Raw genomic sequence first — 24,038 nt, 5'->3', positions numbered from 1 at the left:
CCCGTGGGCTTTCGCTATTCCGTTTATGTTTCGTTCCCTGACGACCCTGATCAAGAAGTGGCGCGCGTCGCGCAATGCCAGCCACCAGCTCGATGCGCTGCTCGCGCACGCCGACGCGCACGCGTCGTACGCCGAACGCAGCGAATGGCTGATCGAGCTCGCGCACTGGCTGCGCCGCAACGGCGCGATGCAGCCCGGCCAGGACGCCCCGGCCGAGCGCGACGCCGACGCGCGCGCGTATCCGGCCCACGCGCGACTGCGCTACCTGTTCCACGTGCTCGACCGCAATCCCGCGTGGAAGTCGCACGCCGCGCGCATCCTGCGCGGGATCCTGCGCGAATGCGACGGCATCTCGCTGCTGTGCGACGCCGGGATGCCCGTGCATTCCGGCTTCTTTGGCGCGCTGTTCGAGCGGATCGACTCGTCGCTGATCCCGCCCGCGCCGAACCGCCGCGAGCTGTCGGCGCTGTTCACGCTGATGTTCCCGACGCCGGAGGACGCGCAATGGATCGACGCGCTGCCCGACGACCTGCTCGGCCGCTTCGCCGAACTGTTCACGTTCGACGTCACCGACGCCGAGCGCCACGAGCCCGGCTCGTTCTCGCGCGACCTGCTGGCCGCGCTGCACAACCTGACCTGCCAGATCAGCTCGACCGGCCTGTCGCAGACGGTGCGCAGCCGCCTGTCCGACGACGATGCGCGCAAGCCGCTCGAAGGCCAGCCGTTCTACCGCCTCACGCGCGCGCTGCTCGCGGTCGAGACCGCGCATGCGGCCGCCGAGGACGGCGGCGATCCGAGCAAGCTGCTGCACGAGGTGAACTATCTGCGCGTGCTGCTCGACGAATGCCGGACCGCGGTCGACGACGTGTTCGCGCACCTGTACCGCAACGGCGTGTCGGTCGACATCGTGTTCCAGGTCGAGCGGATGCGCATGCGCATCCAGCGCGCGGAACTGCTGCTCAACGCATGGATGGCGCGGGACGACCTACGCGGAATGGCACGGCTCACCGCCGAGCTGGTCGACGCGAACCAGAACAGCCAGAGCGTCTCGCATCTGATGCGCAGCAACTTCTCGCTGTTCGCGCGCAAGCTCGTCGAGACCAACGCGGACACCGGCGAGCACTACATCTCGCGCGGCCGCGCCGAATACCTGAAGATGCTGCGGATGGCCGCGGGCGGCGGCCTCGTGACGGTCGCGACGGTGTGCGTGAAGTTCGCGATCACCGGCTCGCACCTGCAGTCGATGCTCGAAGGGCTGCTCGCGGGTGTCAACTACGCGGCGAGCTTCATGCTGATGCACTTCCTGCATTTCACGCTCGCGACCAAGCAGCCGGCGATGACCGCGCCCACGCTCGCGCGCGAACTCGACGACACCGGCCACGACGAAGGCGTGAAGGCGTTCGTCGCGTCGGTGATCGCGCTGATCCGCACGCAGGCCGCGGCGATCTCCGGCAACGTGCTCGTCGTGTTCCCCGTCTGCCTGCTCGTGCAGCTGCTCGCGGGCAACCTGCTGCACGCCAACGTGATCTCGCCGGCCAAGGCGCACGCGACCCTGCATTCGTTCTCGCTGCTCGGCCCGACGCCGTTCTACGCGGCGCTGACCGGCGTGCTGCTGTGGACGTCGAGCCTGCTCGCCGGCTGGGCCGACAACTGGTTCGTGCTGCACCGCGTCGGCGACGCGCTCACGTACAACCGCCGCCTGCGGCTCACGCTCGGCGCGGCGGGCGCCGCGAAGCTCGCGCACTTCTGCCGCTCGAACGTCGCCGGCGTGGTCGCCAACGTCGGGCTCGGGCTGATGCTCGGCCTGGTCCCGGCGATCGTCACCGTGTTCCTGTTCCCGTTCGAGGTGCGCCACGTGACGCTGTCGGCCGGCGCGATCGGCGTCGCGATTGGCGTGCTCGGCCAGGACGCGCTGCGCACGCCCGAACTCTGGTGGGCCTGCGCCGGCGTGCTGAGCATGGCGATCCTCAACGTACTGGTGAGCTTCGTGCTCGCGTTCACGATGGCCGTGCGCTCGCGCAGCCTGCGCCGCACCAAGGTGCGCGCGCTGGTCGGCGCGATCGTGCGCACGGTGCTGGCGAAGCCGTCGGCGCTGTTCTGGCCGGCCGGCGCACCGGCCGCTCGCGCGGGCCAGCCGGGCTCGCACTGACGGTTCGACGGGCCGGCGGCGCACGCGCGGCGGGGCCGCCCGGCCCGCCGCGACGTCCGGTCGGCCGGCGCGCGCGCACCGGCCGCGCGCGGGCCGCACGCCGAAACGGACGCCAAAACGGACGCGGCGCCGGCTGAGGCCGCCCGCGCCGCGTACAATGGTGGACTTTTGCACGTCCTCACCCGCCTCATGTCCTCGCCTACCCTGTACGAATTCTTCGCTCCCTGCCCGCGCGGCCTCGAAGCGGCGCTCGCCGCCGAGCTGGCCGAGATCGCCGGCCGCCACCTGAACGGCGCGCCGTTCACCGCGGGCGCGCAGGTGCCGGGCGGCGTGCACTTCCGCGGCGGCTGGGCCGCCGGGATGGCCGCGAACCTGCACTCGCGCATCGCGAGCCGGATCCTGCTGAAGATCGCGCACCGCGCGTACCGCAACGAGCAGGACGTCTACGCGCTCGCGCTCGAGCAGCCGTGGGAGCGCTGGTTCGCGTCGACGCAGACGCTGCGCGTCGACATCACCGCGATCAAGTCGCCGCTGAAGAGCCTCGAATTCGCGACGCTGCGCGTGAAGGACGCAATCTGCGACCGGATGCGCGAGAAGACCGGCTCACGCCCGAGCATCGACACCGGCGCGCCGGACGTACGCGTGTTCGCCTTCCTCACGGCCGGCGAATGCACGCTGTATCTCGACACGTCGGGCGAGCCGCTGTTCAAGCGCGGCTGGCGGCTCGACAAGGGCGCGGCGCCGCTGCGCGAGAACCTCGCGGCCGGCATCCTGCGTCTGACCGGCTGGACGCCCGGCACGCCGCTGTACGACCCGATGTGCGGCAGCGGCACGTTCCTCGCGGAAGCCGCGCAGATCGCGCTGGGCGTCGCACCGGGCGTCGAGCGCCGCTTCGGCTTCGAAAAGCTCAAGCAGTACGACATCACCGCATGGCAGGGCCTGAAAGTCCCCGCGCTCGACGCGAAGCGCGCCGCGCGCAGCAAGCGCGATCCGCTCGGCGTGTACGGCAGCGACATCTCGGGCGACATGCTCGACAAGGCGCGCGCGAACCTCGAACGCGCCGGCGTGCCGTCGGTATGGCTGAAGCAGATCGACGCCCGCGCGATGACGCCGCCGTGCGACGGCCCCGGCATCATCCTCGCGAACCCGCCGTACGGCGAGCGGATCGAGGTGCGCGGCCGCAGCGCGCGCGGCGAGGTGCGCGAGACGGGCCGCAACCGCGGCAACGACGACGCGTTCCGCCGCACGCACACCGACGCGCCCGACAGCGAGTTCTTCAACGCGCTCGGCGATGCGCTGAAGCAGCGCTTCACCGGCTGGCAAGCGTTCCTGCTGAGCTCCGACCGCTCGCTGCCGGGCCAGCTGCGCCTGCGCGAATCGGCGAAGACGCCGCTGTTCAACGGCGCGCTCGAATGCCGGCTGTTCCGCTTCGACCTGATCGCCGGCAGCGTCAAGGCGCGCCCGGCCGCTGCGGAAGGCGACGCGTGACGCGCCGCTCCCGCGCACCGGCCGCTGCGGCCGGCTGCTGACAGCCAGTCCCCGACGCCCGGCATTCGCCGGGCGTTGTTACTTGCGGCGCCGATGCGTGCGCCGCTTCGTCTGCCGTACCTTCCACCCCACCGTCCGCTTCGGCGCTGCGCTGCGCGCCGGCTGCCGCCGCGCGACGCGCGAAGCGCGAACGGGCAGGCGCTTTCCACACCGGCGCGCGGTGCGTTGTCAGTACCGCCATCACTACTGACAGCACGCTGTCAGGAGCCCGCGTTCACACTGCAATCCCGGCGCAATGCAAGGCTGGTTTCCATCAAGAATCCGAACAACAAGGAGCTCGTCATGACGTCCGCGACTGCAAACGCAAACGCACCCGCAACCCTCGACCGTGCCATCGCATGGTTCGACATCCCGTCGCTCGATTTCGACCGGGCGATCCGCTTCTACGAAACCGTGCTGCAGACGACGCTGCATCGCGACGTGATCGGCGGCGTGCCGATGGCCGTGTTCGATCACGAGGCGTCGAACACGGGCGGCAGCATCGTGTTCGATCCGCAGCAGATGAAGCCGAGCGCGAACGGCGTGCTCGTGTACCTGAACGCCGGCGAATCGGTCGTCGCAGCGCTCGAGCGTGCGAAGCGCGCGGGCGGCGTCGTGCAGGGCTCGGTGGTCGAGCTGCCGAACAACTACGGCTACATCGGCTACCTGATCGATACCGAGGGCAACCGCGTCGGCCTGCACGCGCCGAAATGCCACTGAGCGCAGCCGCGAGCGGGCCGGCGCGGCGCTATCATCGCGGCAATCCCCTCACCGCAGGAGTCGAGGTGCCGCGATGACGCGCCGTGCCGACCGCCTTTTCCAGATCGCCGAGCTGCTGCGCGGGCGCCGCCTGACGACCGCGCAGCAGCTCGCCGACTGGTTGTCGGTGTCGCCGCGCACGGTTTATCGCGACGTGCGCGACCTGCAGCTGTCGGGCGTGCCGATCGAAGGCGAAGCGGGCATCGGCTACCGGCTGAACCGCAGCGCGAGCCTGCCGCCGCTCACGTTCACCGCCGAGGAGCTCGCGGCGCTCGCGGTCGGCGCGCGGATGCTGGAAACCTGGGGCGGCGCCCGCTTCGCCGGCGGCGCGCGCTCGGCGCTCGCGAAGATCGCGTCGGCGATGCCCGCCGACAAGCGCACGGCGCTCGATCGCCTGCCGGTGTTCGCGCCGTCGTTCCACATCGACGAGACGTTCTGCGCGAAGGTCGATGCGATCCATCAGGCCGTCGATACGCGCCACATCGTCAGCTTCGACTACCGCGACCGGTTGGGCGCGCACACGAAGCGCCGCGTGTGGCCGCTCGGGCTCGTGTACTGGGGCGGACGCTGGACGATCGGCGCGTGGTGCGAGCTGCGCGACGATTTCCGCACGTTCGACATCGCGCGGATGGGCGACATCACGCTGCACGAGCAGTTTCCCGACATGGAAGGCCGGCGCATCGCCGACTACATGCGGATCGCGCAGGCGCCGAGGTGCTGACGCGCGCGGCGCGCGCACGAAGCGCGCCGCGCGCAACCACCATCGCGATCGCGACCCGCCAGGTTCACTGCGCCGCCGGCTGCGTCGGCCGGGACGGGCGCCGCGTTCGCACATCGCGCCCACCGCCCGGCCTTGAAGCGCGGCCGCGCGGCGAGCTCCGTGCGCCGGCGGAGCGGCGCTTCGCATCCCGCCGTCAGCCGTTGAATACGACCGGCCGCTTCGGGCGCTCGTCGACGTGCAGCGAAAACACGTCGGCGCGCGCGTAGTGCCCGACCACGTCGAAGTCGTAACGCGCGCGGACCAGCTCGTCGGTATCGATGCGCGCCGTCACGAGGCCGGGCTCGCCGATCAGCGGCTCGGTCAGCAGATCGCCGAGCGGCCCGACGATCACGCTGCCGCCGCGGATCAGCGGCCGCTCCGGGTCCCAGCCCGGCACGTCGATGCCCAGCGCGCGCGGCGACGGCTGCACCTGGCACGCGCTCACGACGAAGCAACGGCCTTCGTGCGCGATGTGGCGCATCGAGCTTTGCCACAGATCGCGCTCGTCGACGGTCGGCGCGCACCAGATCTGCACGCCTTTCGCATACATCGCGCAGCGCAGCAGCGGCATGTGGTTCTCCCAGCAGATCGCGGCGCCCGCGCGGCCCGCGGCCGTGTCGACCACCGGCAGCGTCGAGCCGTCGCCCTGCCCCCAGATCAGCCGCTCGGTGCCGGTCGGCATCAGCTTGCGGTGCTTCGCGACGAGCCCGTCGCGCGGATCGAAGAACAGCGCGGTGCAATACAGCGTGCTGCCGCCGCGCTCGATCACGCCGATCACGAGGCTCGCGCCCGTGCGCTGCGACAGCGCGGCCAGTTCGTCGGTTTCCGGTCCCGGCACGTCGATCGCCTGCGCCGCATAGCGCGCGTACGCCTCGCGGCCCTCGGGCAGCCGGTAGCCGAGCCGCGTGCCGAACGTCTCGCCTTTCGGATAGCCGCCGAGCACCGCCTCGGGCAACACCACGAGCGATGCGCCGCTGTCGCGGATCGCGGTTTCGTAAGCGAGGATCGCGTCGAGCGTGGCGCGCGTGCCGGCCGGCGATGCGCCGATCTGCAGCGCGGCGATGACTGAGGTGGACATGAAGGCGTCTCCGGTGAAGGTGTCGAACGGGATGGAAAGGGATCGAATGGAAGACGCCATCTTTGCCGATATCATGTCATCGATCAAATCGATAGCACGATAACTGACATGAATGCGGATGATATCGCCGGGCTCGACCTGAACCTGCTGAAGGTCTTCGAGGCGCTGTACGAGGAAGGTGGCGCGAGCCGCGCGGCGTTGCGGCTCGGTCTCACGCAGTCGGCGGCCAGCGCGGCGCTGGCGCGGCTGCGCGTGATCTACGCCGATCCGCTGTTCGTGCGCACCGGCCGCGGGCTCGCGCCGACGCCGCGCGCGGACGAATTGAAGCCGATCCTGTCGGACGCGCTCGACCGCTGCCGCGCGAGCCTCGCGATCGCCGCCGACGCGGGCGAGCGAATCGGCCGAACGATTTCGGTCGGGCTGTCGGACGACTTCGAGATCGCGCTCGGCCGCGCGCTGATCGACGCGGTCGCGCGCGACGCCGCGGGCATCCGCCTGATCTTCCGGCAGACGCACAGCGGGATCGCCGGCGACGCGCTGCTGCGGCACGGCGTCGATCTCGCGATCACGTCGGGCGGGTTTTCCGCGCACGGGCTCAGCCGGCGCGCGGTCGCGACCGGCGGCTACGCATGTGTGATCGATCCGGCGGGCAGCGCTCGCGCGCCGCGCACGCTGTCGCTCGCGGAGTTTCTGCGGCGCGATCACGTGCTGGTGTCGTCGGGCGGCGTGATCGGGATCGTCGACGAGGCGCTGGCGGCGCTCGGCCACAAGCGGCGCGTCGCCGCGTCGACGACGCACTTCGCCGCGCTGCCGTACCTGCTCGCGGGCTCCGACGCGGTCGCCACGATTCCGGCGCACGCGGCCCGCGCGATCGCGCGCGCGACGTCGCTGCGCGCGCTCGCGTGCCCGGTCGAGCTGCCGCACTATCCGGTCGAGATCGGCTGGCGCACGAGCGCGCAACGCGACCCGGCCATCGTGCGGGTGCGCGACGCGATCGCAGCGTGCGTCGCGACGATCGTCGCGGCGTGACGGCCGGGGTGACTTGGCGACGCGGCGACGTTTCGGGTCCAAAAGGGTCGGATAGATCACCCGACCGCCCGGCACCCGCCGGTCGCAACCGGTAAAATGCCGAACCATGAAACCCGAAATCTGGACCCCGCATGTGACCGTCGCGGCGCTCGTCGAGCGCGACGGCCGCTTCCTCGTGATCGAGGAAGAAACCTCGACGGGCCTGCGCATCAACCAGCCGGCCGGCCACCTGGAGGCCGGCGAAACGCTCGCCGACGCCGTGATCCGCGAGACGCTCGAAGAAACCGCGCATCCGTTCGTCCCCACGGCGCTCGTCGGCGTCTACCTCGCGCACTACGAGCGCCCCGGCAGCGCGGGCGCGACCTATCTGCGCTTCACGTTCTGCGGCACCGCGGGCGAACCGCTGCCCGGTCACGCGCTCGACGACGGCATCGTCCGCACGCTGTGGCTGAGCGCCGACGAACTGCGCGCGTGCAGCGAGCGTCACCGCTCGCCGGCGGTGATGCGCTGCGTCGACGACTATCTCGCCGGGCGGCGCATCCCGCTCGATTTCGTGCATACGCATTCGGTCGCGCCGCGGCCGCAAGCATTCGACCGTCAGGCGGTGAACAAATGAGCAAGCGCCGTGTAGTGGTGGGCATGTCGGGCGGCGTCGATTCGTCGGTGACCGCGTGGCTGCTGAAGGAACAGGGATACGACGTGGTCGGCCTGTTCATGAAGAACTGGGAAGACGACGACGACGGCGAATACTGCTCGACGCGCCAGGACTGGATCGACGTCGTGTCGGTGGCCGATCTGATCGGCATCGACGTCGAAGCCGTGAACTTCGCGGCCGAATACAAGGACCGCGTGTTCGCCGAATTCCTGCGCGAGTACTCGGCCGGCCGCACGCCGAATCCGGACGTGCTGTGCAACGCCGAGATCAAGTTCAAGGCGTTCCTCGATCACGCGATGTCGCTCGACGCCGAGATGATCGCGACCGGCCACTACGCGCGCGTGCGCGAGCGCGACGGCCGCTTCGAGCTGCTGAAGGCGTTCGATCACACGAAGGATCAGTCGTACTTCCTGCACCGGCTGAACCAGGCGCAACTGTCGAAGACGATGTTCCCGCTCGGCGAGATGCCGAAGACGAAGGTGCGCGAGATCGCCGCGCAGATCGGCCTGCCGAACGCGAAGAAGAAGGATTCGACCGGCATCTGCTTCATCGGCGAACGGCCGTTCCGCGACTTCCTGAACCGTTATCTGCCGACCAAGCCCGGCCCGATGAAGACGCCCGACGGCAAGCGCGTCGGCGAGCACATCGGCCTCGCGTTCTACACGTTCGGCCAGCGCAAGGGCATCGGGCTCGGCGGCAGCAAGGACGGCAGCGGCGAGCCGTGGTTCGTCGCCGCGAAGGACATCCCGTCGAACACGCTGTACGTCGTGCAGGGCCACGACCATCCGTGGCTGCTGTCGCACGAGCTCGTCGCGGGCAACGTCAGCTGGGTCGCCGGCGAGCCGCCGGCCGACGGCTTCGCGTGCGGCGCGAAGACCCGCTACCGGCAGGCCGACGCGGCATGCCGGTTCGGCGCGGCCGCAGCCGGGCCGGCCGGCGAGGCGCGCTTCACGCTCGCGTTCGACGACGCGCAATGGGCCGTCACGCCCGGCCAGTCGGCCGTGCTGTACGACGGCGAGATCTGCCTGGGCGGCGGCATCATCGAGCACGCGGCCAGCGGCCGCGATGCTGCTGCTGCGGCCCCCGCAGCGGCACTCGTCGAAGCACGCTGACACCCATTCGGTTTAGACTTGCGGCACGCCGCGCCCGGCGCAACACGATTGCACCGAGGCCGGCGCGCCGCCGTCGCAGCGTACGCATGGCGGCCTACTTTCACGGAGTTCCCCCATGCTTTCCAGACGTTACCTCGCGATGTGGGGTGCCGTGCTGTTGCTCGCCGCCGCAGCCGCACTCGCGTCGATCCATGCGCTGTCCTGGCTGTGGATCATTGTCCCCGTCGCCCTCGTCGCCCTCGGCCTGTACGACCTGAACCAGGACCGCCACGCGATCCTGCGCAACTATCCGCTGTGGGGCCATTTCCGCTTCCTGTTCGAGTTCATCCGCCCCGAAATCCGCCAGTACTTCGTCGAGGACGACACCGACGAGAAGCCGTTCTCGCGCGCGCAGCGCAGCCTCGTCTACCAGCGCGCGAAGAACGTCGCCGACAACCGCCCGTACGGCACCGAGCTGAACGTGAAGTCGGTCGCGCACGAATGGATCAGCCACTCGCTCGCACCGACCCGGCTGCCGAACCACGACTTCCGCGTGCGCGTCGGCGCGAACCGCGCGCAGCCGTACGACATCTCGGTCCTCAACGTCTCGGCGATGAGCTTCGGGTCGTTGTCCGCGAATGCGATCCGCGCGCTGAACCTCGGCGCGAAGAAAGGCGGCTTCGCGCACGACACCGGCGAAGGCTCGTTGTCGAAGTATCACCGCGAGCACGGCGGCGACGTCATCTGGGAGATCGCCTCCGGCTACTTCGGCTGCCGCAACGACGACGGCACGTTCAACCCGGACAAGTTCGCGAAGCAGGCGGCCGACCCGCAGGTCAAGATGATCGAGATCAAGCTGTCGCAGGGCGCGAAGCCCGGCCACGGCGGCGTGCTGCCGGCCGCGAAGATCACGCCGGAAATCGCCGAGACGCGCGGCGTGCCGATGGGCAAGGACTGCATCTCGCCCGCGACGCATTCCGAGTTTTCGACGCCGCGCGGGCTGCTCGAATTCGTCGAGCGGCTGCGCACGCTGTCCGGCGGCAAGCCGACCGGCTTCAAGCTGTGCATCGGCCATCCGTGGGAGTTCTTCGGGATCGCGAAGGCGATGATCGAGACCGGCATCGTGCCGGACTTCATCGTCGTCGACGGTGCGGAGGGCGGCACCGGCGCGGCGCCGCTCGAATTCACCGACCACGTCGGCGTGCCGCTGCAGGAAGGCTTGCTGATGGTGCACAACACGCTCGTCGGGATCGGCGTGCGCGACCGCGTGAAGATCGGCGCGAGCGGCAAGATCATCAGCGCGTTCGACATCGCGCGCACGCTCGCGATCGGCGCGGACTGGGTGAATTCGGCGCGCGGCTTCATGTTCGCGGTGGGCTGCATCCAGGCGCAGCACTGCCACACCGACCGCTGCCCGACCGGCGTCGCCACCCAGGACCCGGTGCGCCAGCGCGCGCTCGTCGTGCCCGACAAGGCCGAACGCGTGTACAACTTCCATCGCAACACGCTGCATGCGCTGCAGGAGCTCGTGCAGGCGGCCGGCCTCGGGCATCCGTCCGAGCTGCGCGCGCATCACATCGTGCAGCGCGTCGCGCCGCACGAGGTCCGGCTGATGTCGCAGCTGCTGAAGTATCTGAAGCCGGGCGCGCTGCTCGAGGGCCGGACCTGCGGCTATACGCTGTACGACAAGTGGTGGCCGATCGCGCGCAGCGATTCGTTCGTGCTCGGCGAGAATGCGTACGCGTCGATCGAATGACGTCAGCGCGGCGCGGTGGTTGATCGGTTGATCGGTTGATCGGTTGATCGGTTGATCGGTTGATCGATCGGTCGCCGCATCCGCAAAAAAGAAAAGCGCCCGAGCGGCGCTTTTCTTTTGTCTGCTCAATCCGCGGCGCGTGGTCGCTCAGCCCTGCGGCAGCGTGTCGACGAACGTCTGCCGCTGCGACAGCTTCGCGAAATGCTTGTCGAGGTTCGGATGACGGTCGCGCCAGTTCAGCTCGGGCATCCGGAAGTCCAGGTAGCCGAGCGTGCAGCCGAGCGCGATGTCGGCGAGCGTGTAGTGATTGCCGACGCACCAGGTCTTGCCGCCGAGGCCCTGCGACATCGCGACCAGACCGTCGTCGATCTTGCGCTGCTGGCGTGCGATCCAGCTCGCGCTGCGCTGCCCTTCCTCGCGCAGCGTGTGCTCGAGACGGATCGCCACCGACGCGTCGAGCACGCCGTCACCGAGCGCTTCCCAGCAGCGCACTTCGACGCGCTCGCGCCCGGACGGCGGAATCAGCTTGCCGACCGGCGACAGCGTGTCGACGTATTCGCAAATCACGCGCGAATCGAACACCGCCGCACCATCTTCCATCACGAGACACGGGACCTTGCCGAGCGGATTCGATGCCTGAATGTTCGTCTCCGGCGCCCACACGTTCTCGAGCTCCAGCTTGTAGTCGATCTTCTTTTCAGCGAGCACGATCCGCGCCTTTCGGACGTACGGGCTGCTGAGCGAACCGATTAATTTCATCATCTGCCTTTTTAAGGGAACCGCCGAGAGTATACGTTGTCGCCGATCATAACCGGCCGGTGCGACGGGGTAGAAAATCGGCCGTCCTGCCTGTGGATGGTTTGCAACAGCCGACGCCGGCGCGCCGCCGACTCCTGTCTCACGCGCCGCGTCCGGCGGCGCTACAATCGCACGAATGAATGCGCCCCTCGATACCGCCATCGCCGTCGACGTCTACCGCCAGCGCCGCGAACGCGTGCTTGCCGCACTGCGCGCCGCCGGCGGCGGCGTCGCCATCGTCCCCACCGCGCCCGAAATGCTGCGCAACCGCGATACGGCCTACCCGTACCGGCACGACAGCTACTTCTACTACCTGACGGGCTTCACCGAGCCGGATGCCGTGCTCGTGCTGAACGCGGCCGGCCCGCAGGGCAGCCCGCAATCCATCCTGTTCTGCCGCGCGAAGAACGCCGACCGCGAAACCTGGGAAGGCTTCCATTACGGGCCCGACGCCGCGCGCGACGCGTTCGGCTTCGATGCGGCTCATGCGGTCGACGTGATCGACGCCGAAATGCCGCGCCTGCTCGCCGACGCGGGCACCGTGCACTACCGCTTCGGCGCGTCGACGCAGTTCGAGCGCCAGCTCGCCGGCTGGCTCGAGGCGGTGCGCGCGCAGGCGCGCGCGGGCGTCGCCGCGCCCGATGCGCTGCGCGACCTCACGCCGCTGCTCGACGACATGCGGCTCGTGAAGGACGAACACGAGCTGGCGATCATGACGCGCGCCGCGCACATCTCGGCGCTCGCACATTGCCGCGCGATGCAGGCGTGCCGCCCCGGCATCCGCGAATACGAACTCGAGGCCGAGCTGCTGTACACGTTCCGCAAGCACGGCGCGCAGGCGCCAGCGTACGGGTCGATCGTCGCGGCCGGCGCGAACGCGTGCGTGCTTCACTATCCGGCCGGCAACGCGGCCGCGCGCGACGGCGACCTGATCCTGATCGACGCCGCCTGCGAGCTCGACGGCTACGCGTCGGACATCACCCGCACGTTCCCGGCGAACGGCCGCTTCTCGCCCGCGCAGCGCACGCTGTACGACATCGTGCTGGCCGCCCAGCAGGCGGCGATCGACGCGACGCGCGCCGGCGTGCCGTTCGAGGCGCCGCACGACGCGGCCGTGCGCGTGCTCGCGCAAGGGCTGCTCGACACGGGGATCATCGCGAAGACGCGCTTTTCGAGCGTCGACGACGTGATCGCCGAGCGCGCGTATGCGCGCTTCTACATGCACCGCACCGGCCACTGGCTCGGCATGGACGTACATGATTGCGGCGACTACCGCGAGCGCCTCGCCGCGCGCGACGCCAACGGCGCGCTGCCGTGGCGCACGCTCGCGGCCGGCATGACGCTCACCGTCGAACCCGGCCTGTACGTGCGCGCCGCCGACGACGTGCCGCCCGAATACTGGAACATCGGCATCCGCATCGAGGACGACGCGATCGTGCGCGAGCACGGCTGCGAGCTGATCACGCGCGACGTGCCGGTCGCGGCCGCCGACATCGAGGCGCTGATGCGCGCGGGCGCGGCGCACGGTGGGTGAGCGTGCAGGCGCGGGGCTCGTCGTTGCTTCGTTGTTGCTTCGTTGTTGCTTCGTTGTTGCTTCGTTGTTGCTTCGTTGTTGCTTCACAGTCGCGTCGCCCTCGCTTCGCCGTTGCCTCGCCGTTGATCTGCCATTGATACGCCGTTCCCAGTTACCCCGTTTCACGAACACCGATGACGACCGCTTCCTCCCCGGCCACGCCGGAATATGACCTTGCCATCGTCGGCGCGGGCCCAGTCGGGCTTGCGCTGGCCGGCTGGCTCGCCCGACGCAGCGCCACGCAGCACGCGTCGATCGCACTGATCGACGCGCGCGAGCCCGCTGCGAGCGCGAACGATCCGCGCGCGATCGCCGTGTCGCACGGCAGCCGCGTGCTGCTCGACACGCTCGGCTGGCCGGCCGATGCGACGCCGATCGAACACATCCATGTATCGCAGCGCGGTCATTTCGGCCGCACGCTGATCGACCGCGACGAGCACGACGTCGCCGCGCTCGGTTACGTGGTGCGCTACGGTTCGATCGTGCAGACGCTCGCGCAGGCCGTGCACGGCACGCGCGTCGACTGGCTCACGTCGACCACCGCACGCGCGCCGCAGCAGGACGCCGACGGCGTCACGCTGACGCTCGACGGCCCGCACGGCGAGCGCACGCTGCGCGCCCGGATCGTCATCAACGCCGAAGGCGGCTTGTTCCACGAGCGGCAGGCCGATGCCGACAAGCATCGGCGCGACTACGGGCAGACCGCGATCGTCGGCACGGTCACCGTGTCCTCGCCGCGCCCGAACGTCGCGTGGGAGCGCTTCACGCACGAAGGGCCGCTCGCGCTGCTGCCGCTCGGCGGCCCGCGCCAGGCCGACTATGCGCTCGTCTGGTGCTGCGCGCCCGACGAGGCGGCGCGCCGCGTCGCGCTGCCCGACGATGCGTTCCTGCACGAGCTCGGCAGCGCGTTCGGCGAGCGCATGGGCCGCTTCGTCGCGATCGCCGCGCGCGCATCGTTCCCGCTCGGGCTGGCCGCGGCGCAAACGCTCGTCAACGGCCGCGTCGCGATTGTCGGCAACGCCGCGCAGACGCTGCATCCGGTGGCCGGCCAAGGCTTGAACCTCGGCCTGCGCGATGCACACACGCTCGTCGACGCGGTGTCGGCGCAGGGCTTCGAACCGACGGCGCTCGCCGCCTTCAACGCGCGGCGCGCACTCGACCGGCGCTTCACGATCGGCGCGACCGACACGCTCGCGCGCCTGTTCACCGTCGATGCCGGGCCGCTGCCGCTGCTGCGCGGCGCGGCGCTCACCGCGCTCGAATTCGTGCCGCCGCTGAAGAAGGCGATCGCGCGCCAGATGATGTTCGGCCAGCGCAGCTGAGCGGGCGGCGGGTTCGGTGCATTCGGCGCATTCGGCGCATTCGGCGCATTCGGTGCGTTCGGTGCGTTCGGTGCGTTCGGTGCGTTCGGTGCGTTCGGTGCGTTCGGTGCGTTCGGTGCGTTCGGTGCGTTCGATGCGTTCGGCGCCTTCGGCTCGTTCGGCTCGTTCGGCTCGTTCGGCGCGTTCGGCGCGTTCGGTGCGTTCGGTGCGTTCGGTGCGTTCGGTGCGTTCGGCGCATTCGGCGCATTCGGCGCATTCGGCGCATTCGGCGCGTTCGGCGCGTTCGACATGATCGGTCGAACCCGGTCAAACCGGGTCAAATCGGCGGGGCATGGGAATACGGTAAAATGCGCGTTTTCCCTCCGCCCTTTTTGGCCCGCGACGTCCCGGCGCTCGCGGGCGGTGCCATTGCGATGCCCGTTATCGGCTCTCACGTTCTGCGCAACAACCTGTTCGTCGCCCCGATGGCCGGCGTCACCGATCGTCCGTTCCGCCAGCTGTGCAAGCGGCTCGGCGCCGGCTACGCGGTGTCCGAAATGGTCGCGTCGAATGCGCAGCTGTGGAAGAGCGCGAAGACGATGCGGCGCGCCAACCACGAGGGCGAAGTCGAGCCGATCGCAGTGCAGATCGCCGGCGCCGATCCGGCAATGATGGCCGAAGCGGCCCGCTACAACGTCGACAACGGCGCGCAGATCATCGACATCAACATGGGCTGCCCGGCGAAGAAGGTCTGCAACGTCGCGGCCGGCTCGGCGCTGCTGCAGAACGAGCCGCTCGTGCAGCGCATCGTCGAGGCCGTCGTCGCGGCGGTCGGCACGGGGCCGGATGCGGTGCCCGTCACGCTGAAGATCCGCACCGGCTGGGATCGCGAACACAAGAACGCGGTCACCGTCGCCCGCCTCGCCGAAGCCGCGGGCATCTCGATGCTGACCGTGCACGGCCGCACGCGCGCCGACCTGTACCACGGCGACGCCGAGTATGAAACCATCGCGGCCGTGAAGGCGGCCGTCGGCATCCCGGTCGTCGCGAACGGCGACATCGCGTCGCCGGCAAAAGCGAAGGCCGTGCTCGACGCCACCGGCGCCGACGCGCTGATGATCGGTCGCGCCGCGCAAGGCCGTCCGTGGTTGTTCCGCGAAATCGATCATTTCCTGCAAACCGGCGAGCTGCTGCCGCCGCCGCGCATCGACGAGATCCGGCAGGTGATGAACGAGCACCTGGAAGATCACTACGCGTTCTATGGCGAATTCACCGGAGTCCGTACTGCGCGCAAGCACATCGGCTGGTACACTCGCGGCCTTTCCGGTGCCAACGGGTTCCGGCACAGGATGAACACGCTCGATTCCACCCGCGAGCAGCTCGCCGCCGTCAACGCATTCTTCGACGCGCAAGAGGCGCTGTCGGACCGCCTCGTGTACGTCGACGACGAACCCGAAAACGGCCAGCGCGAGTCGGACGACCATAACCAGTTAGCAGCATGAGCAAGCACAACATCGAACAATGTGTCCGCGAGAGCCTGGACGTGTATTTCCGGGATCTAGACGGCTCCAATCCGCACGACGTCTATGAAATGGTGATGTCCTGCGTCGAAAAGCCGATGCTCGAGGTCGTGCTCGTACAGGCCGGCGGCAACCAGTCGCTCGCCGCGGAGTATCTCGGCATCAATCGCAATACGCTGCGCAAGAAGCTGCAGCAGCACGGCCTGCTGTAGCCGGCCGTCCCGTCCCCGTTTCCCTGGCTATTGGTGGTTCCATCATGATCAAGCAAGCGCTCATTTCCGTTTCCGACAAGACCGGCATCGTCGACTTCGCGAAGTCGCTGTCCGACCTCGGCGTCAAGCTGCTGTCGACCGGCGGCACCGCGAAACTTCTCGCCGACGCCGGCCTGCCCGTGACCGAAGTGGCCGATTACACGGGCTTCCCGGAGATGCTCGATGGGCGCGTGAAGACGCTGCACCCGAAGGTGCACGGCGGCATCCTGGCGCGCCGCGATCTGCCCGAGCACATGCAGGCGCTCGAACAGCACGGCATCCCGACGATCGACCTGCTGGTCGTGAACCTGTATCCGTTCGTCGCGACGATCGCGAAGGACGACTGCACGCTCGCCGACGCGATCGAGAACATCGACATCGGCGGCCCGACGATGCTGCGCTCGGCCGCGAAGAACCATCGCGACGTGACCGTCGTCGTCGATCCGGCCGACTACGCGGTCGTGCTCGATGAAATGAAGGCGAACGGCAACGCGATCGGCTACGCGACCAACTTCCGCCTCGCGACGAAGGTGTTCGCGCACACCGCGCAATACGACGGCGCGATCACGAACTACCTGACGAGCCTGACCGACGAGCTGCAGCACGCCTCGCGCAGCACGTATCCGGCCACGCTGAACCTGGCGTTCGACAAGGTGCAGGACCTGCGCTACGGCGAGAACCCGCACCAGAGCGCTGCGTTCTACCGCGACCTGGCCGCGCCGGCCGGCGCGCTCGCGAACTACCGCCAGCTGCAGGGCAAGGAACTGTCGTACAACAACATCGCCGATTCCGACGCGGCGTGGGAATGCGTGAAGACGTTCGACGCACCGGCGTGCGTGATCATCAAGCATGCGAACCCGTGCGGCGTCGCGGTCGGCAACGACCCGGCCGACGCATACGCGAAGGCGTTCCAGACCGACCCGACGTCGGCGTTCGGCGGCATCATCGCGTTCAACCGCGAAGTCGACGAGGCAGCCGCGCAAGCCGTCGCGAAGCAGTTCGTCGAAGTGCTGATCGCGCCGTCGTTCTCGGCCGCCGCGCAGCAGGTATTCGCCGCGAAGCAGAACGTGCGCCTGCTCGAGATCGCACTCGGCGACGGCCACAACGCATTCGACCTGAAGCGCGTGGGCGGCGGCCTGCTCGTGCAGTCGCTCGATTCGCGGAACGTGCAGCCGAGCGAGCTGCGCGTCGTCACGAAGCGCCAGCCGAGCGCGAAGGAAATGGACGACCTGCTGTTCGCATGGCGCGTCGCGAAGTACGTGAAGTCGAACGCGATCGTGTTCTGCGGCAACGGCATGACGCTGGGCGTCGGTGCAGGCCAGATGAGCCGCGTCGACTCCGCGCGCATCGCGAGCATCAAGGCGCAGAACGCGGGCCTCACGCTGGCCGGCTCGGCCGTCGCGTCGGATGCGTTCTTCCCGTTCCGCGACGGTCTCGACGTGGTCGTGGCCGCGGGCGCGACCTGCGTGATCCAGCCGGGCGGCTCGATGCGCGACGACGAAGTGATCGCGGCGGCCGACGAACACGGCATCGCGATGGTGCTGACGGGCGTGCGTCACTTCCGTCACTGATCGCTCGCGGCCCGTGCGGCCGCGGCTCGAGAACCCGGCGGCAGCCTGCGCGCCGGGTTTTTTATTGCGCGGCGCCGATGCACGCTGTCGTGCGGCCGGCGCCGCGCACCGTTCGTTGTAGTATCGCTGCATCCCGTCTTTCTCCTCACTCATGCGAATTCTCGGCATCGACCCCGGCCTGCGCGTCACCGGCTTCGGCGTGATCGACGTCAGCGGCCATCGGCTCGCGTATGTCGCGAGCGGCGTGATCCGCACGCCAACCGCCGACCTCGCCACGCGGCTCGGCACGATCTTCCAGGGCGTGTCGACGCTCGTGCGCGAACACGCGCCCGACCAGGCCGCGATCGAACAGGTGTTCGTCAACGTCAACCCGCAGTCGACGCTGCTGCTCGGCCAGGCGCGCGGCGCCGCCATCTGCGGGCTCGTCGCGGGCGGGTTGCCGGTTGCCGAGTACACCGCGTTGCAACTGAAGCAGGCCGTCGTCGGCTACGGCCGCGCTACCAAATCGCAGATGCAGGAGATGGTCACGCGGCTCCTCAATCTGTCGGGCCAGCCGGGCAGCGACGCGGCCGACGCGCTCGGGATGGCGATCTGCCATGCACACAGCGGCAATACGCTCGGCACGATCAGCGGCCTCGCGCCCGCGCTCGCGCGCAAGGGGCTGCGTGTGCGACGCGGGCGGCTCGTCGGCTGACGTGGGCGGCCTCGTCGGTCCGGCACCTGACACGGCGGATCGTCTCGCACGAAACGTGTGCGTAGTCGCGATGCGCCGTTTCGCCGTGTCGCCGGTTCGCCATTTGGCCGGCCTTGCGCAACTCGCGCGCCTTGCGCAAGCCCCCCCGCCACCCTCCCATCGGCATCGCGCCGCAGCTGCGCTACACTCGCGCTTTCTTCCTCGCATCCCGCCATCCATGATCGGTCGCATCGCCGGCATCCTGCTCGAAAAGAACCCGCCTCACCTGCTCGTCGACTGCAACGGCGTCGGCTATGAAATCGACGTGCCGATGAGCACCTTCTACAACCTGCCGCAAACGGGCGAGCGCGTCGTGCTGCTCACGCAGCAGATCGTGCGCGAGGACGCCCACCTGCTGTACGGCTTCCTGACGCCGCAGGAGCGCACGACCTTCCGCGAGCTGCTGAAGATCACCGGCATCGGCGCGCGCATGGCGCTCGCGGTGCTGTCCGGCATGAGCGTGCAGGAGCTCGCGCAAGCCGTGACGATGCAGGACGCCGCCCGCCTCACACGCCTGCCGGGAATCGGCAAGAAGACCGCCGAACGCCTGCTGCTCGAACTGAAGGGCAAGCTCGGCGCGGACCTCGGTGCGCTCGCCGGCGCCGCGTCGCCGTCCGACCACGCGGCCGACATCCTGAACGCGCTCGTCGCGCTCGGCTATTCCGAAAAGGAAGGCCTCGCGGCGATCAAGAACGTGCCGGCCGGCACCGGCGTGTCCGACGGCATCAAGCTCGCGCTCAAGGCGCTGTCGAAGGCGTAACGGCCGCGCGGCCGGGCTGTCGGAGCCAGTGTTGCGCCGCCGGGCGGCGTGCGCCAGTCGGCCGTTCGGCCGATTCGGGCGCGCGACGGCGCGCGGTACAATGCCCGCATGATTGAAACCGACAAACTCGCCGCCGAGCGGATCATCGCCGCCACGCCCGCCTCGTCGCACGAGGAGGTGTTCGAACGCGCGCTGCGGCCGCGCCAGCTCGACGATTACGTCGGCCAGGAGAAGGTGCGCGGTCAGCTCGAGATCTTCATCGAGGCCGCGAAACGCCGCTCCGAGCCGCTCGACCACGTGCTGCTGTTCGGCCCGCCGGGCCTCGGCAAGACCACGCTCGCGCACATCATCGCGCGCGAAATGGGCGTGAATCTGCGCCAGACGTCGGGCCCGGTGCTCGAGCGCGCCGGCGACCTCGCCGCGCTGCTGACCAATCTCGAAGCGAACGACGTGCTGTTCATCGACGAGATCCACCGGTTGTCGCCGGTCGTCGAGGAAATCCTGTATCCGGCGCTCGAGGATTACCAGATCGACATCATGATCGGCGAAGGTCCGGCCGCGCGCAGCGTGAAGCTCGATCTGCAGCCGTTCACGCTGGTGGGCGCAACGACGCGCGCGGGGATGCTCACCAATCCGCTGCGCGATCGCTTCGGGATCGTCGCGCGGCTGGAGTTCTACGACGCCGAGCAGCTGTCGCGCATCGTGCGGCGCTCGGCGGCACTGCTGAACGCGCAGATCGACCCGAACGGCGCGCTGGAAATCGCGAAGCGCTCGCGCGGCACGCCGCGGATCGCGAACCGGTTGCTGCGCCGCGTGCGCGACTACGCGGAAGTGAAGGCCGACGGACAGATCACCGCGGCCGTCGCCGATGCCGCGCTCGCGATGCTCGACGTCGATCCGGTCGGCTTCGACCTGATGGACCGCAAGCTGCTCGAGGCCATCCTGCACAAGTTCGACGGCGGCCCGGTCGGCATCGACAACCTCGCGGCCGCGATCGGCGAGGAGCGCGACACGATCGAGGACGTGCTCGAACCGTACCTGATCCAGCAAGGCTTCCTGCAGCGCACGCCGCGCGGGCGCGTCGCGACGCTGCTCACCTACCGCCATTTCGGGCTGTCCGCGCCGGCGGCCGGCAGTGCGGAAGGCAGCATGTGGAACACGCCCGACGGCGCGTAGCCCGCCGCGTCGCTCCCGGCCAACCAGCCATGACCACGCCGCCCCGTCGTCATCACGCCGCGCCGAGCGCGGGCCCGCGCTGGATCGAGCCGCTGCGCAAGCGGCTCGCGGCCGGCGTCACGCACCTGACGACCGGCAGCGGCGGCCCGTCGATCGACTATTCATCACCGCCCGGCGACCCCGGGCTGTTCGGGCCGGACGCGGTCTGCTGGCGCGTACATGCGGATTTCGCGTCGATGATGACCGGCGGCGTCTCGGCGCTGCTGTTGCAGGCGCTTCATCCGCTCGCGCTGGCGGGCGTCTGGGATCATTCGTCGTTTCGCACCGACATCCTCGGCCGCCTGCGCCGCACGGCGACGTTCATATCGGGCACCACGTTCGGCAATCGCGCGGACGCGCTCGCGCTGATCGAGCGCGTGAAGGCCATTCACACGCGCGTATCGGGCACCGCGCCCGACGGCCGCCCGTACCGCGCCGACGATCCGGCGTTGCTCACGTGGGTGCATGTCGCGGAAGTATCGAGCTTCCTGGCCGCGCATCTGCGCTATGTGAATCCGGCGCTGAGCGGCGAATGTCAGGATCGCTATTACGCGGAAACCGCGCAGATCGCCGAGCGCCTCGGCGCGCAGGCCGTGCCGCGCTCGCGCGCGGAGGTCGCCGCCTATCTCGCGCGCATGCAGCCCGAGCTCGAAGCCGGCCCGCGCACGTTCGAAGTGATCCGCATCCTGCTGAACGCGCCGCTCGCGAAGCCTGCGCTGCGGCCGGCCGCCACGCTGGTGATGCACGCCGGGATCGACCTGTTGCCGCCGTGGGCGCAGCAGATGCTCGGCCTCGCACGGTTCGCGCCGCTGCGGCGGGCGGTGGTCCGGCCCGGTGTGCGCGCAGTCGCGCCGGTGCTGCGCTGGGCGCTCGTGAACGGCGTATCGAAACGCGCACGGCGCCGCGCCAGCTCAGCGCCGTCGGGCGGCGAGCCGCCTGCGTGACGGTGAGTCGGTAAGTCGCTCAGTCGCTCAGTAGGTCAGAGTCACCAACGCGCGGCCGGATGCCGGCAACGCACTGACGCCCGTCAACCCGTCACGCCGATGCGACCGCCTCAAAGCACCTTGCGATAGCCGTCGTCGTCGCTCGCGGCGTCGAGGTGCGCCACGTCGGCCCACTGCACGACCTGCGCGCGGCCGTCAGCGTAATCGACGACGTTGATGCTCGTGTTGAGCAATTGATAGTTGCGCGGCGCCGCCAGGTCGAGACCGTTGGCGAAGCGGTACACGCAGTCGAGCACGCCGCCGTGCGCGACGCACGCGATGCGGCCGCCCGGATGAGCGGCGACGATCGGTTCGAGCGCATGCAGCACGCGATGATAGAACGCGCGCTGCGACTCGCCGCCATCGGGCGCGAAGCCCGGGTCGCGGGTCTGCCATGCGGCGTATGCATCGGGAAACAGCGTCTCGATCTCGGTGCTGTCATGGCCCTGGAACACGCCGTATGCGCGCTCGCGCAGCCCTTCGCGCAACTGGAGCGGCAAGCCGAGCGCGTCGGCAAAGGGCTGCGCGGTCTGTTGCGCCCGCATCAGGTCGCTCGAATAAACGGCGTCGAGGCGCTGCCCCTCGCGCGCTTCGCGCGCAAGCCGCATGGCGAGCCGCTGCGCCTGAGCGAGCCCCGAGTCGGCCAGCGGAATGTCGATGTGGCCCTGGATGCGCTTGATGCGGTTCCAGGCCGTCTCGCCGTGACGGATGAACAGGATCTGCGTGGTCGCCATCGCGGCGCGCCTCCGGGAAAGAATCAGGGCCGCACTTGCAGCCAGAACGTCACGGGGCCGTCGTTGACAAGCGATACCTGCATGTCGGCGCCGAACTCGCCGGTCTCGACGATCGGGTGACGCTCGCGCGCGGCCGCGACGAAGTAATCGAACAGGCGCTTGCCTTCATCGGGCGGCGCGGCCGGCGTGAAACTCGGCCGCAGCCCGCTGTTGGTGTCGGCCGCCAGCGTGAACTGCGACACGAGCAGCAGGCCGCCCGCGCGGCCCGCGCCGTCGATGTTCGACACCGGCAGGTTCATCTTGCCGGCCGCGTCGCTGAACACGCGATAGCCGAGCAGCTTCGCGAGCAGCTTGTCCGCCGCGGCCTCGGTGTCGCCGCGCTCCGCGCAGACCAGCGCGAGCAGGCCCGCGCCGATCTCGCCGGTCGTACGCTCGCCGACTTGCACGTCGGCGCGCTTCACGCGCTGGATCAGCGCGATCATGCGGTCAGCGTGACACGCGCGAAGCGGCGCTTGCCGACCTGCACGACGAACTCGCCGGCGTCGACCTTCAGGCCCTTGTCGGACACGGTCGCGCCGTCGATCTTCACGCCGCCCTGCTCGATGTTGCGCAGCGCTTCGCTCGTCGACGGCACGAGGCCCGCCTGCTTCAGCAACTGGCCGATCGCGAGCGGCGCGCCTGCGAGCGTGACCGACGGGATATCGTCCGGCACGCCGCCCTTCGCGCGGTGATTGAAGTCCTCGAGCGCGCGCTCGGCGTCGGCCTGCGAGTGAAAGCGCGCGACGATTTCCTGCGCGAGCAGCACCTTGAAGTCGCGCGGGTTGCGGCCGCCTTCGGCTTCGCGGCGGAAGCCGGCGATCTCGTCGAGGCTGCGGAACGACAGCAGTTCGAAGTAACGCCACATCAACGTGTCCGAGATGCTCATCAGCTTGCCGAACATGTCGGTCGGCTTCTCGCTGATGCCGACGTAGTTGCCCTTCGACTTCGACATCTTCTCGACGCCGTCGAGCCCTTCGAGCAGCGGCATCGTCAGAATGCACTGCTGTTCCTGGCCGTACTGCTTCTGCAGTTCGCGGCCGACCAGCAGGTTGAACTTCTGGTCGGTGCCGCCGAGCTCGAGGTCGGCGTTCAGCGCGACCGAGTCGTAACCCTGCATCAGCGGGTACAGGAATTCGTGGATCGAAATCGGGATGCCGCTCTGGAAGCGCTTCGTGAAGTCCTCGCGTTCGAGGATCCGCGCGACCGTGTAGCGCGACGCGAGCTTGATCATCCCGTCGGCGCCGAGCGGCATCGACCACTCGCTGTTGTAGCGGATCTCGGTCTTGTCGCGGTCGAGCACCAGCGCGGCCTGGTCGAAGTAAGTCTTCGCGTTCGACTCGATCTGCTCGCGCGTGAGCGGCGGGCGCGTCGCGTTGCGGCCGGACGGATCGCCGATCAGCGACGTGAAATCGCCGATCAGGAAGATCACCGTGTGCCCGAGGTCCTGCAGCTGGCGCATCTTGTTCAGCACGACCGTATGGCCGATGTGGATGTCGGGCGCGGTCGGGTCGAGCCCGAGCTTGATGCGCAGCGGCTTGCCGGTGGCCGCGCTGCGCGCGAGCTTCTGCGCGAACTCTTCCTCGATCAGCAGTTCGTCGACACCGCGCTTCGTGACGGCGAGCGCGTGGCGGACTTCGTCGGTGATCGGGAAAACGGGCTTGGAACTGGGTTCGGTGCTCATCGGTGCCAGGAAGAATGTCGCAAAGACAGGGATTTTCCCATAACTTGCGCGCGCATCGCTTAACGACGCGTCAGG

General features: G+C 69.2%; 22 protein-coding genes. 17 read left to right on the top strand and 5 right to left on the bottom strand.

Features of this window, described 5'->3' with window-relative positions:
• Positions 1–25: 25 nt before the first annotated feature.
• From C3Y15_RS23435 to C3Y15_RS23420, 4 genes are all read left to right on the top strand, one after another.
• The gene (locus tag C3Y15_RS23435) at positions 26–2,149 is read left to right on the top strand and encodes a site-specific recombinase (protein ID WP_034194437.1); all 2,124 of its coding nucleotides are present in this window, start codon (positions 26–28) and stop codon (positions 2,147–2,149) included.
• Between the two features lie 189 nt (positions 2,150–2,338).
• Positions 2,339–3,637, top strand: coding sequence for a class I SAM-dependent RNA methyltransferase (locus C3Y15_RS23430; protein ID WP_014722460.1), 1,299 nt, complete (start codon positions 2,339–2,341; stop codon positions 3,635–3,637).
• Between the two features lie 342 nt (positions 3,638–3,979).
• The gene (locus tag C3Y15_RS23425; protein WP_011883304.1) at positions 3,980–4,396 is read left to right on the top strand and encodes a VOC family protein; all 417 of its coding nucleotides are present in this window, start codon (positions 3,980–3,982) and stop codon (positions 4,394–4,396) included.
• Between the two features lie 73 nt (positions 4,397–4,469).
• Positions 4,470–5,156 carry a YafY family protein gene (locus C3Y15_RS23420; RefSeq protein WP_069246139.1) on the top strand — a complete coding sequence of 229 codons (687 nt, stop codon included), beginning with the start codon at positions 4,470–4,472 and terminating at the stop codon, positions 5,154–5,156.
• Between the two features lie 193 nt (positions 5,157–5,349).
• Here C3Y15_RS23420 and C3Y15_RS23415 read toward each other — a convergent pair whose 3' ends face one another.
• Complete coding sequence (locus C3Y15_RS23415; protein ID WP_011883302.1) at positions 5,350–6,273, bottom strand: carbon-nitrogen hydrolase family protein; 924 nt, start codon at positions 6,271–6,273, stop codon at positions 5,350–5,352.
• Positions 6,274–6,381: 108 nt separating this feature from the next.
• On the opposite strand from C3Y15_RS23415, the gene C3Y15_RS23410 reads away from it, so the two are divergent.
• The 4 genes from C3Y15_RS23410 (at position 6,382) to C3Y15_RS23395 (ending at position 10,804) form a co-directional block, all read left to right on the top strand.
• Positions 6,382–7,302, top strand: coding sequence for a LysR family transcriptional regulator (locus C3Y15_RS23410; protein ID WP_059474736.1), 921 nt, complete (start codon positions 6,382–6,384; stop codon positions 7,300–7,302).
• Positions 7,303–7,408: 106 nt separating this feature from the next.
• The gene (locus C3Y15_RS23405) at positions 7,409–7,918 is read left to right on the top strand and encodes an NUDIX hydrolase (RefSeq protein ID WP_011883300.1); all 510 of its coding nucleotides are present in this window, start codon (positions 7,409–7,411) and stop codon (positions 7,916–7,918) included.
• On the top strand, positions 7,915–9,069 hold the full coding sequence (mnmA, locus tag C3Y15_RS23400) for a tRNA 2-thiouridine(34) synthase MnmA (protein WP_011883299.1): 1,155 nt from the start codon (positions 7,915–7,917) through the stop codon (positions 9,067–9,069). The genes C3Y15_RS23405 and mnmA overlap by 4 nt, the downstream gene beginning before the upstream one ends.
• Positions 9,070–9,184: 115 nt before the next feature.
• Positions 9,185–10,804 (top strand): FMN-binding glutamate synthase family protein, encoded by a 1,620-nt coding sequence (locus tag C3Y15_RS23395; protein WP_059896307.1) that lies wholly within the window; start codon positions 9,185–9,187, stop codon positions 10,802–10,804.
• 147 nt (positions 10,805–10,951) lie between these two features.
• Here the strand turns inward: C3Y15_RS23395 and C3Y15_RS23390 are convergent, their stop codons facing one another.
• Positions 10,952–11,566, bottom strand: coding sequence for a glutathione S-transferase N-terminal domain-containing protein (locus C3Y15_RS23390; RefSeq protein WP_069246138.1), 615 nt, complete (start codon positions 11,564–11,566; stop codon positions 10,952–10,954).
• A gap of 172 nt (positions 11,567–11,738) precedes the next feature.
• On the opposite strand from C3Y15_RS23390, the gene C3Y15_RS23380 reads away from it, so the two are divergent.
• The 9 genes from C3Y15_RS23380 to C3Y15_RS23335 all read left to right on the top strand — a co-directional run bounded on the left by C3Y15_RS23380 (position 11,739) and on the right by C3Y15_RS23335 (position 21,470).
• Entirely contained in the window at positions 11,739–13,136 is a 1,398-nt protein-coding gene (locus C3Y15_RS23380) for an aminopeptidase P N-terminal domain-containing protein (protein WP_059474737.1), read from the top strand.
• A gap of 173 nt (positions 13,137–13,309) precedes the next feature.
• Positions 13,310–14,497, top strand: a complete 1,188-nt coding sequence (locus tag C3Y15_RS23375) for a UbiH/UbiF/VisC/COQ6 family ubiquinone biosynthesis hydroxylase (RefSeq protein WP_011883295.1) — start codon at positions 13,310–13,312, stop codon at positions 14,495–14,497.
• Positions 14,498–14,910: 413 nt separating this feature from the next.
• Positions 14,911–15,978: a tRNA dihydrouridine synthase DusB gene (gene dusB, locus C3Y15_RS23365; RefSeq protein ID WP_011883294.1), complete on the top strand. Its 1,068-nt coding sequence runs from the start codon at positions 14,911–14,913 to the stop codon at positions 15,976–15,978.
• Positions 15,975–16,208 carry a Fis family transcriptional regulator gene (locus tag C3Y15_RS23360; protein ID WP_006476892.1) on the top strand — a complete coding sequence of 78 codons (234 nt, stop codon included), beginning with the start codon at positions 15,975–15,977 and terminating at the stop codon, positions 16,206–16,208. Before dusB ends, C3Y15_RS23360 begins: the two co-directional genes overlap by 4 nt.
• A gap of 44 nt (positions 16,209–16,252) precedes the next feature.
• On the top strand, positions 16,253–17,818 hold the full coding sequence (gene purH, locus C3Y15_RS23355; RefSeq protein WP_014722454.1) for a bifunctional phosphoribosylaminoimidazolecarboxamide formyltransferase/IMP cyclohydrolase: 1,566 nt from the start codon (positions 16,253–16,255) through the stop codon (positions 17,816–17,818).
• 151 nt (positions 17,819–17,969) lie between these two features.
• Complete coding sequence (ruvC, locus tag C3Y15_RS23350; protein WP_011883292.1) at positions 17,970–18,512, top strand: crossover junction endodeoxyribonuclease RuvC; 543 nt, start codon at positions 17,970–17,972, stop codon at positions 18,510–18,512.
• Between the two features lie 217 nt (positions 18,513–18,729).
• The gene (ruvA, locus tag C3Y15_RS23345) at positions 18,730–19,311 is read left to right on the top strand and encodes a Holliday junction branch migration protein RuvA (RefSeq protein WP_011883291.1); all 582 of its coding nucleotides are present in this window, start codon (positions 18,730–18,732) and stop codon (positions 19,309–19,311) included.
• A gap of 108 nt (positions 19,312–19,419) precedes the next feature.
• Entirely contained in the window at positions 19,420–20,487 is a 1,068-nt protein-coding gene (gene ruvB, locus C3Y15_RS23340) for a Holliday junction branch migration DNA helicase RuvB (RefSeq protein WP_011883290.1), read from the top strand.
• A 29-nt stretch (positions 20,488–20,516) separates the two neighbouring features.
• Entirely contained in the window at positions 20,517–21,470 is a 954-nt protein-coding gene (locus C3Y15_RS23335; RefSeq protein WP_046425598.1) for an oxygenase MpaB family protein, read from the top strand.
• A gap of 110 nt (positions 21,471–21,580) precedes the next feature.
• On the opposite strand, the gene C3Y15_RS23330 is transcribed toward C3Y15_RS23335, so the two are convergent.
• The 3 genes from C3Y15_RS23330 to tyrS are packed head-to-tail and all read right to left on the bottom strand — an operon-like array spanning position 21,581 to position 23,963.
• Positions 21,581–22,243 carry a histidine phosphatase family protein gene (locus C3Y15_RS23330; protein ID WP_059622005.1) on the bottom strand — a complete coding sequence of 221 codons (663 nt, stop codon included), beginning with the start codon at positions 22,241–22,243 and terminating at the stop codon, positions 21,581–21,583.
• A gap of 23 nt (positions 22,244–22,266) precedes the next feature.
• On the bottom strand, positions 22,267–22,725 hold the full coding sequence (dtd, locus tag C3Y15_RS23325) for a D-aminoacyl-tRNA deacylase (RefSeq protein ID WP_034194152.1): 459 nt from the start codon (positions 22,723–22,725) through the stop codon (positions 22,267–22,269).
• The gene (tyrS, locus tag C3Y15_RS23320; RefSeq protein ID WP_011883286.1) at positions 22,722–23,963 is read right to left on the bottom strand and encodes a tyrosine--tRNA ligase; all 1,242 of its coding nucleotides are present in this window, start codon (positions 23,961–23,963) and stop codon (positions 22,722–22,724) included. Before tyrS ends, dtd begins: the two co-directional genes overlap by 4 nt.
• Positions 23,964–24,038 lie beyond the last annotated feature (75 nt).

The organism is Burkholderia sp. B10 (assembly GCF_004368385.1).
Taxonomy (GTDB): Bacteria; Pseudomonadota; Gammaproteobacteria; order Burkholderiales; family Burkholderiaceae; genus Burkholderia; species Burkholderia vietnamiensis.
The sequence above is the reverse complement of the archived record's forward strand: the minus strand, read 5'-3'. Positions and strand labels throughout refer to the sequence as shown.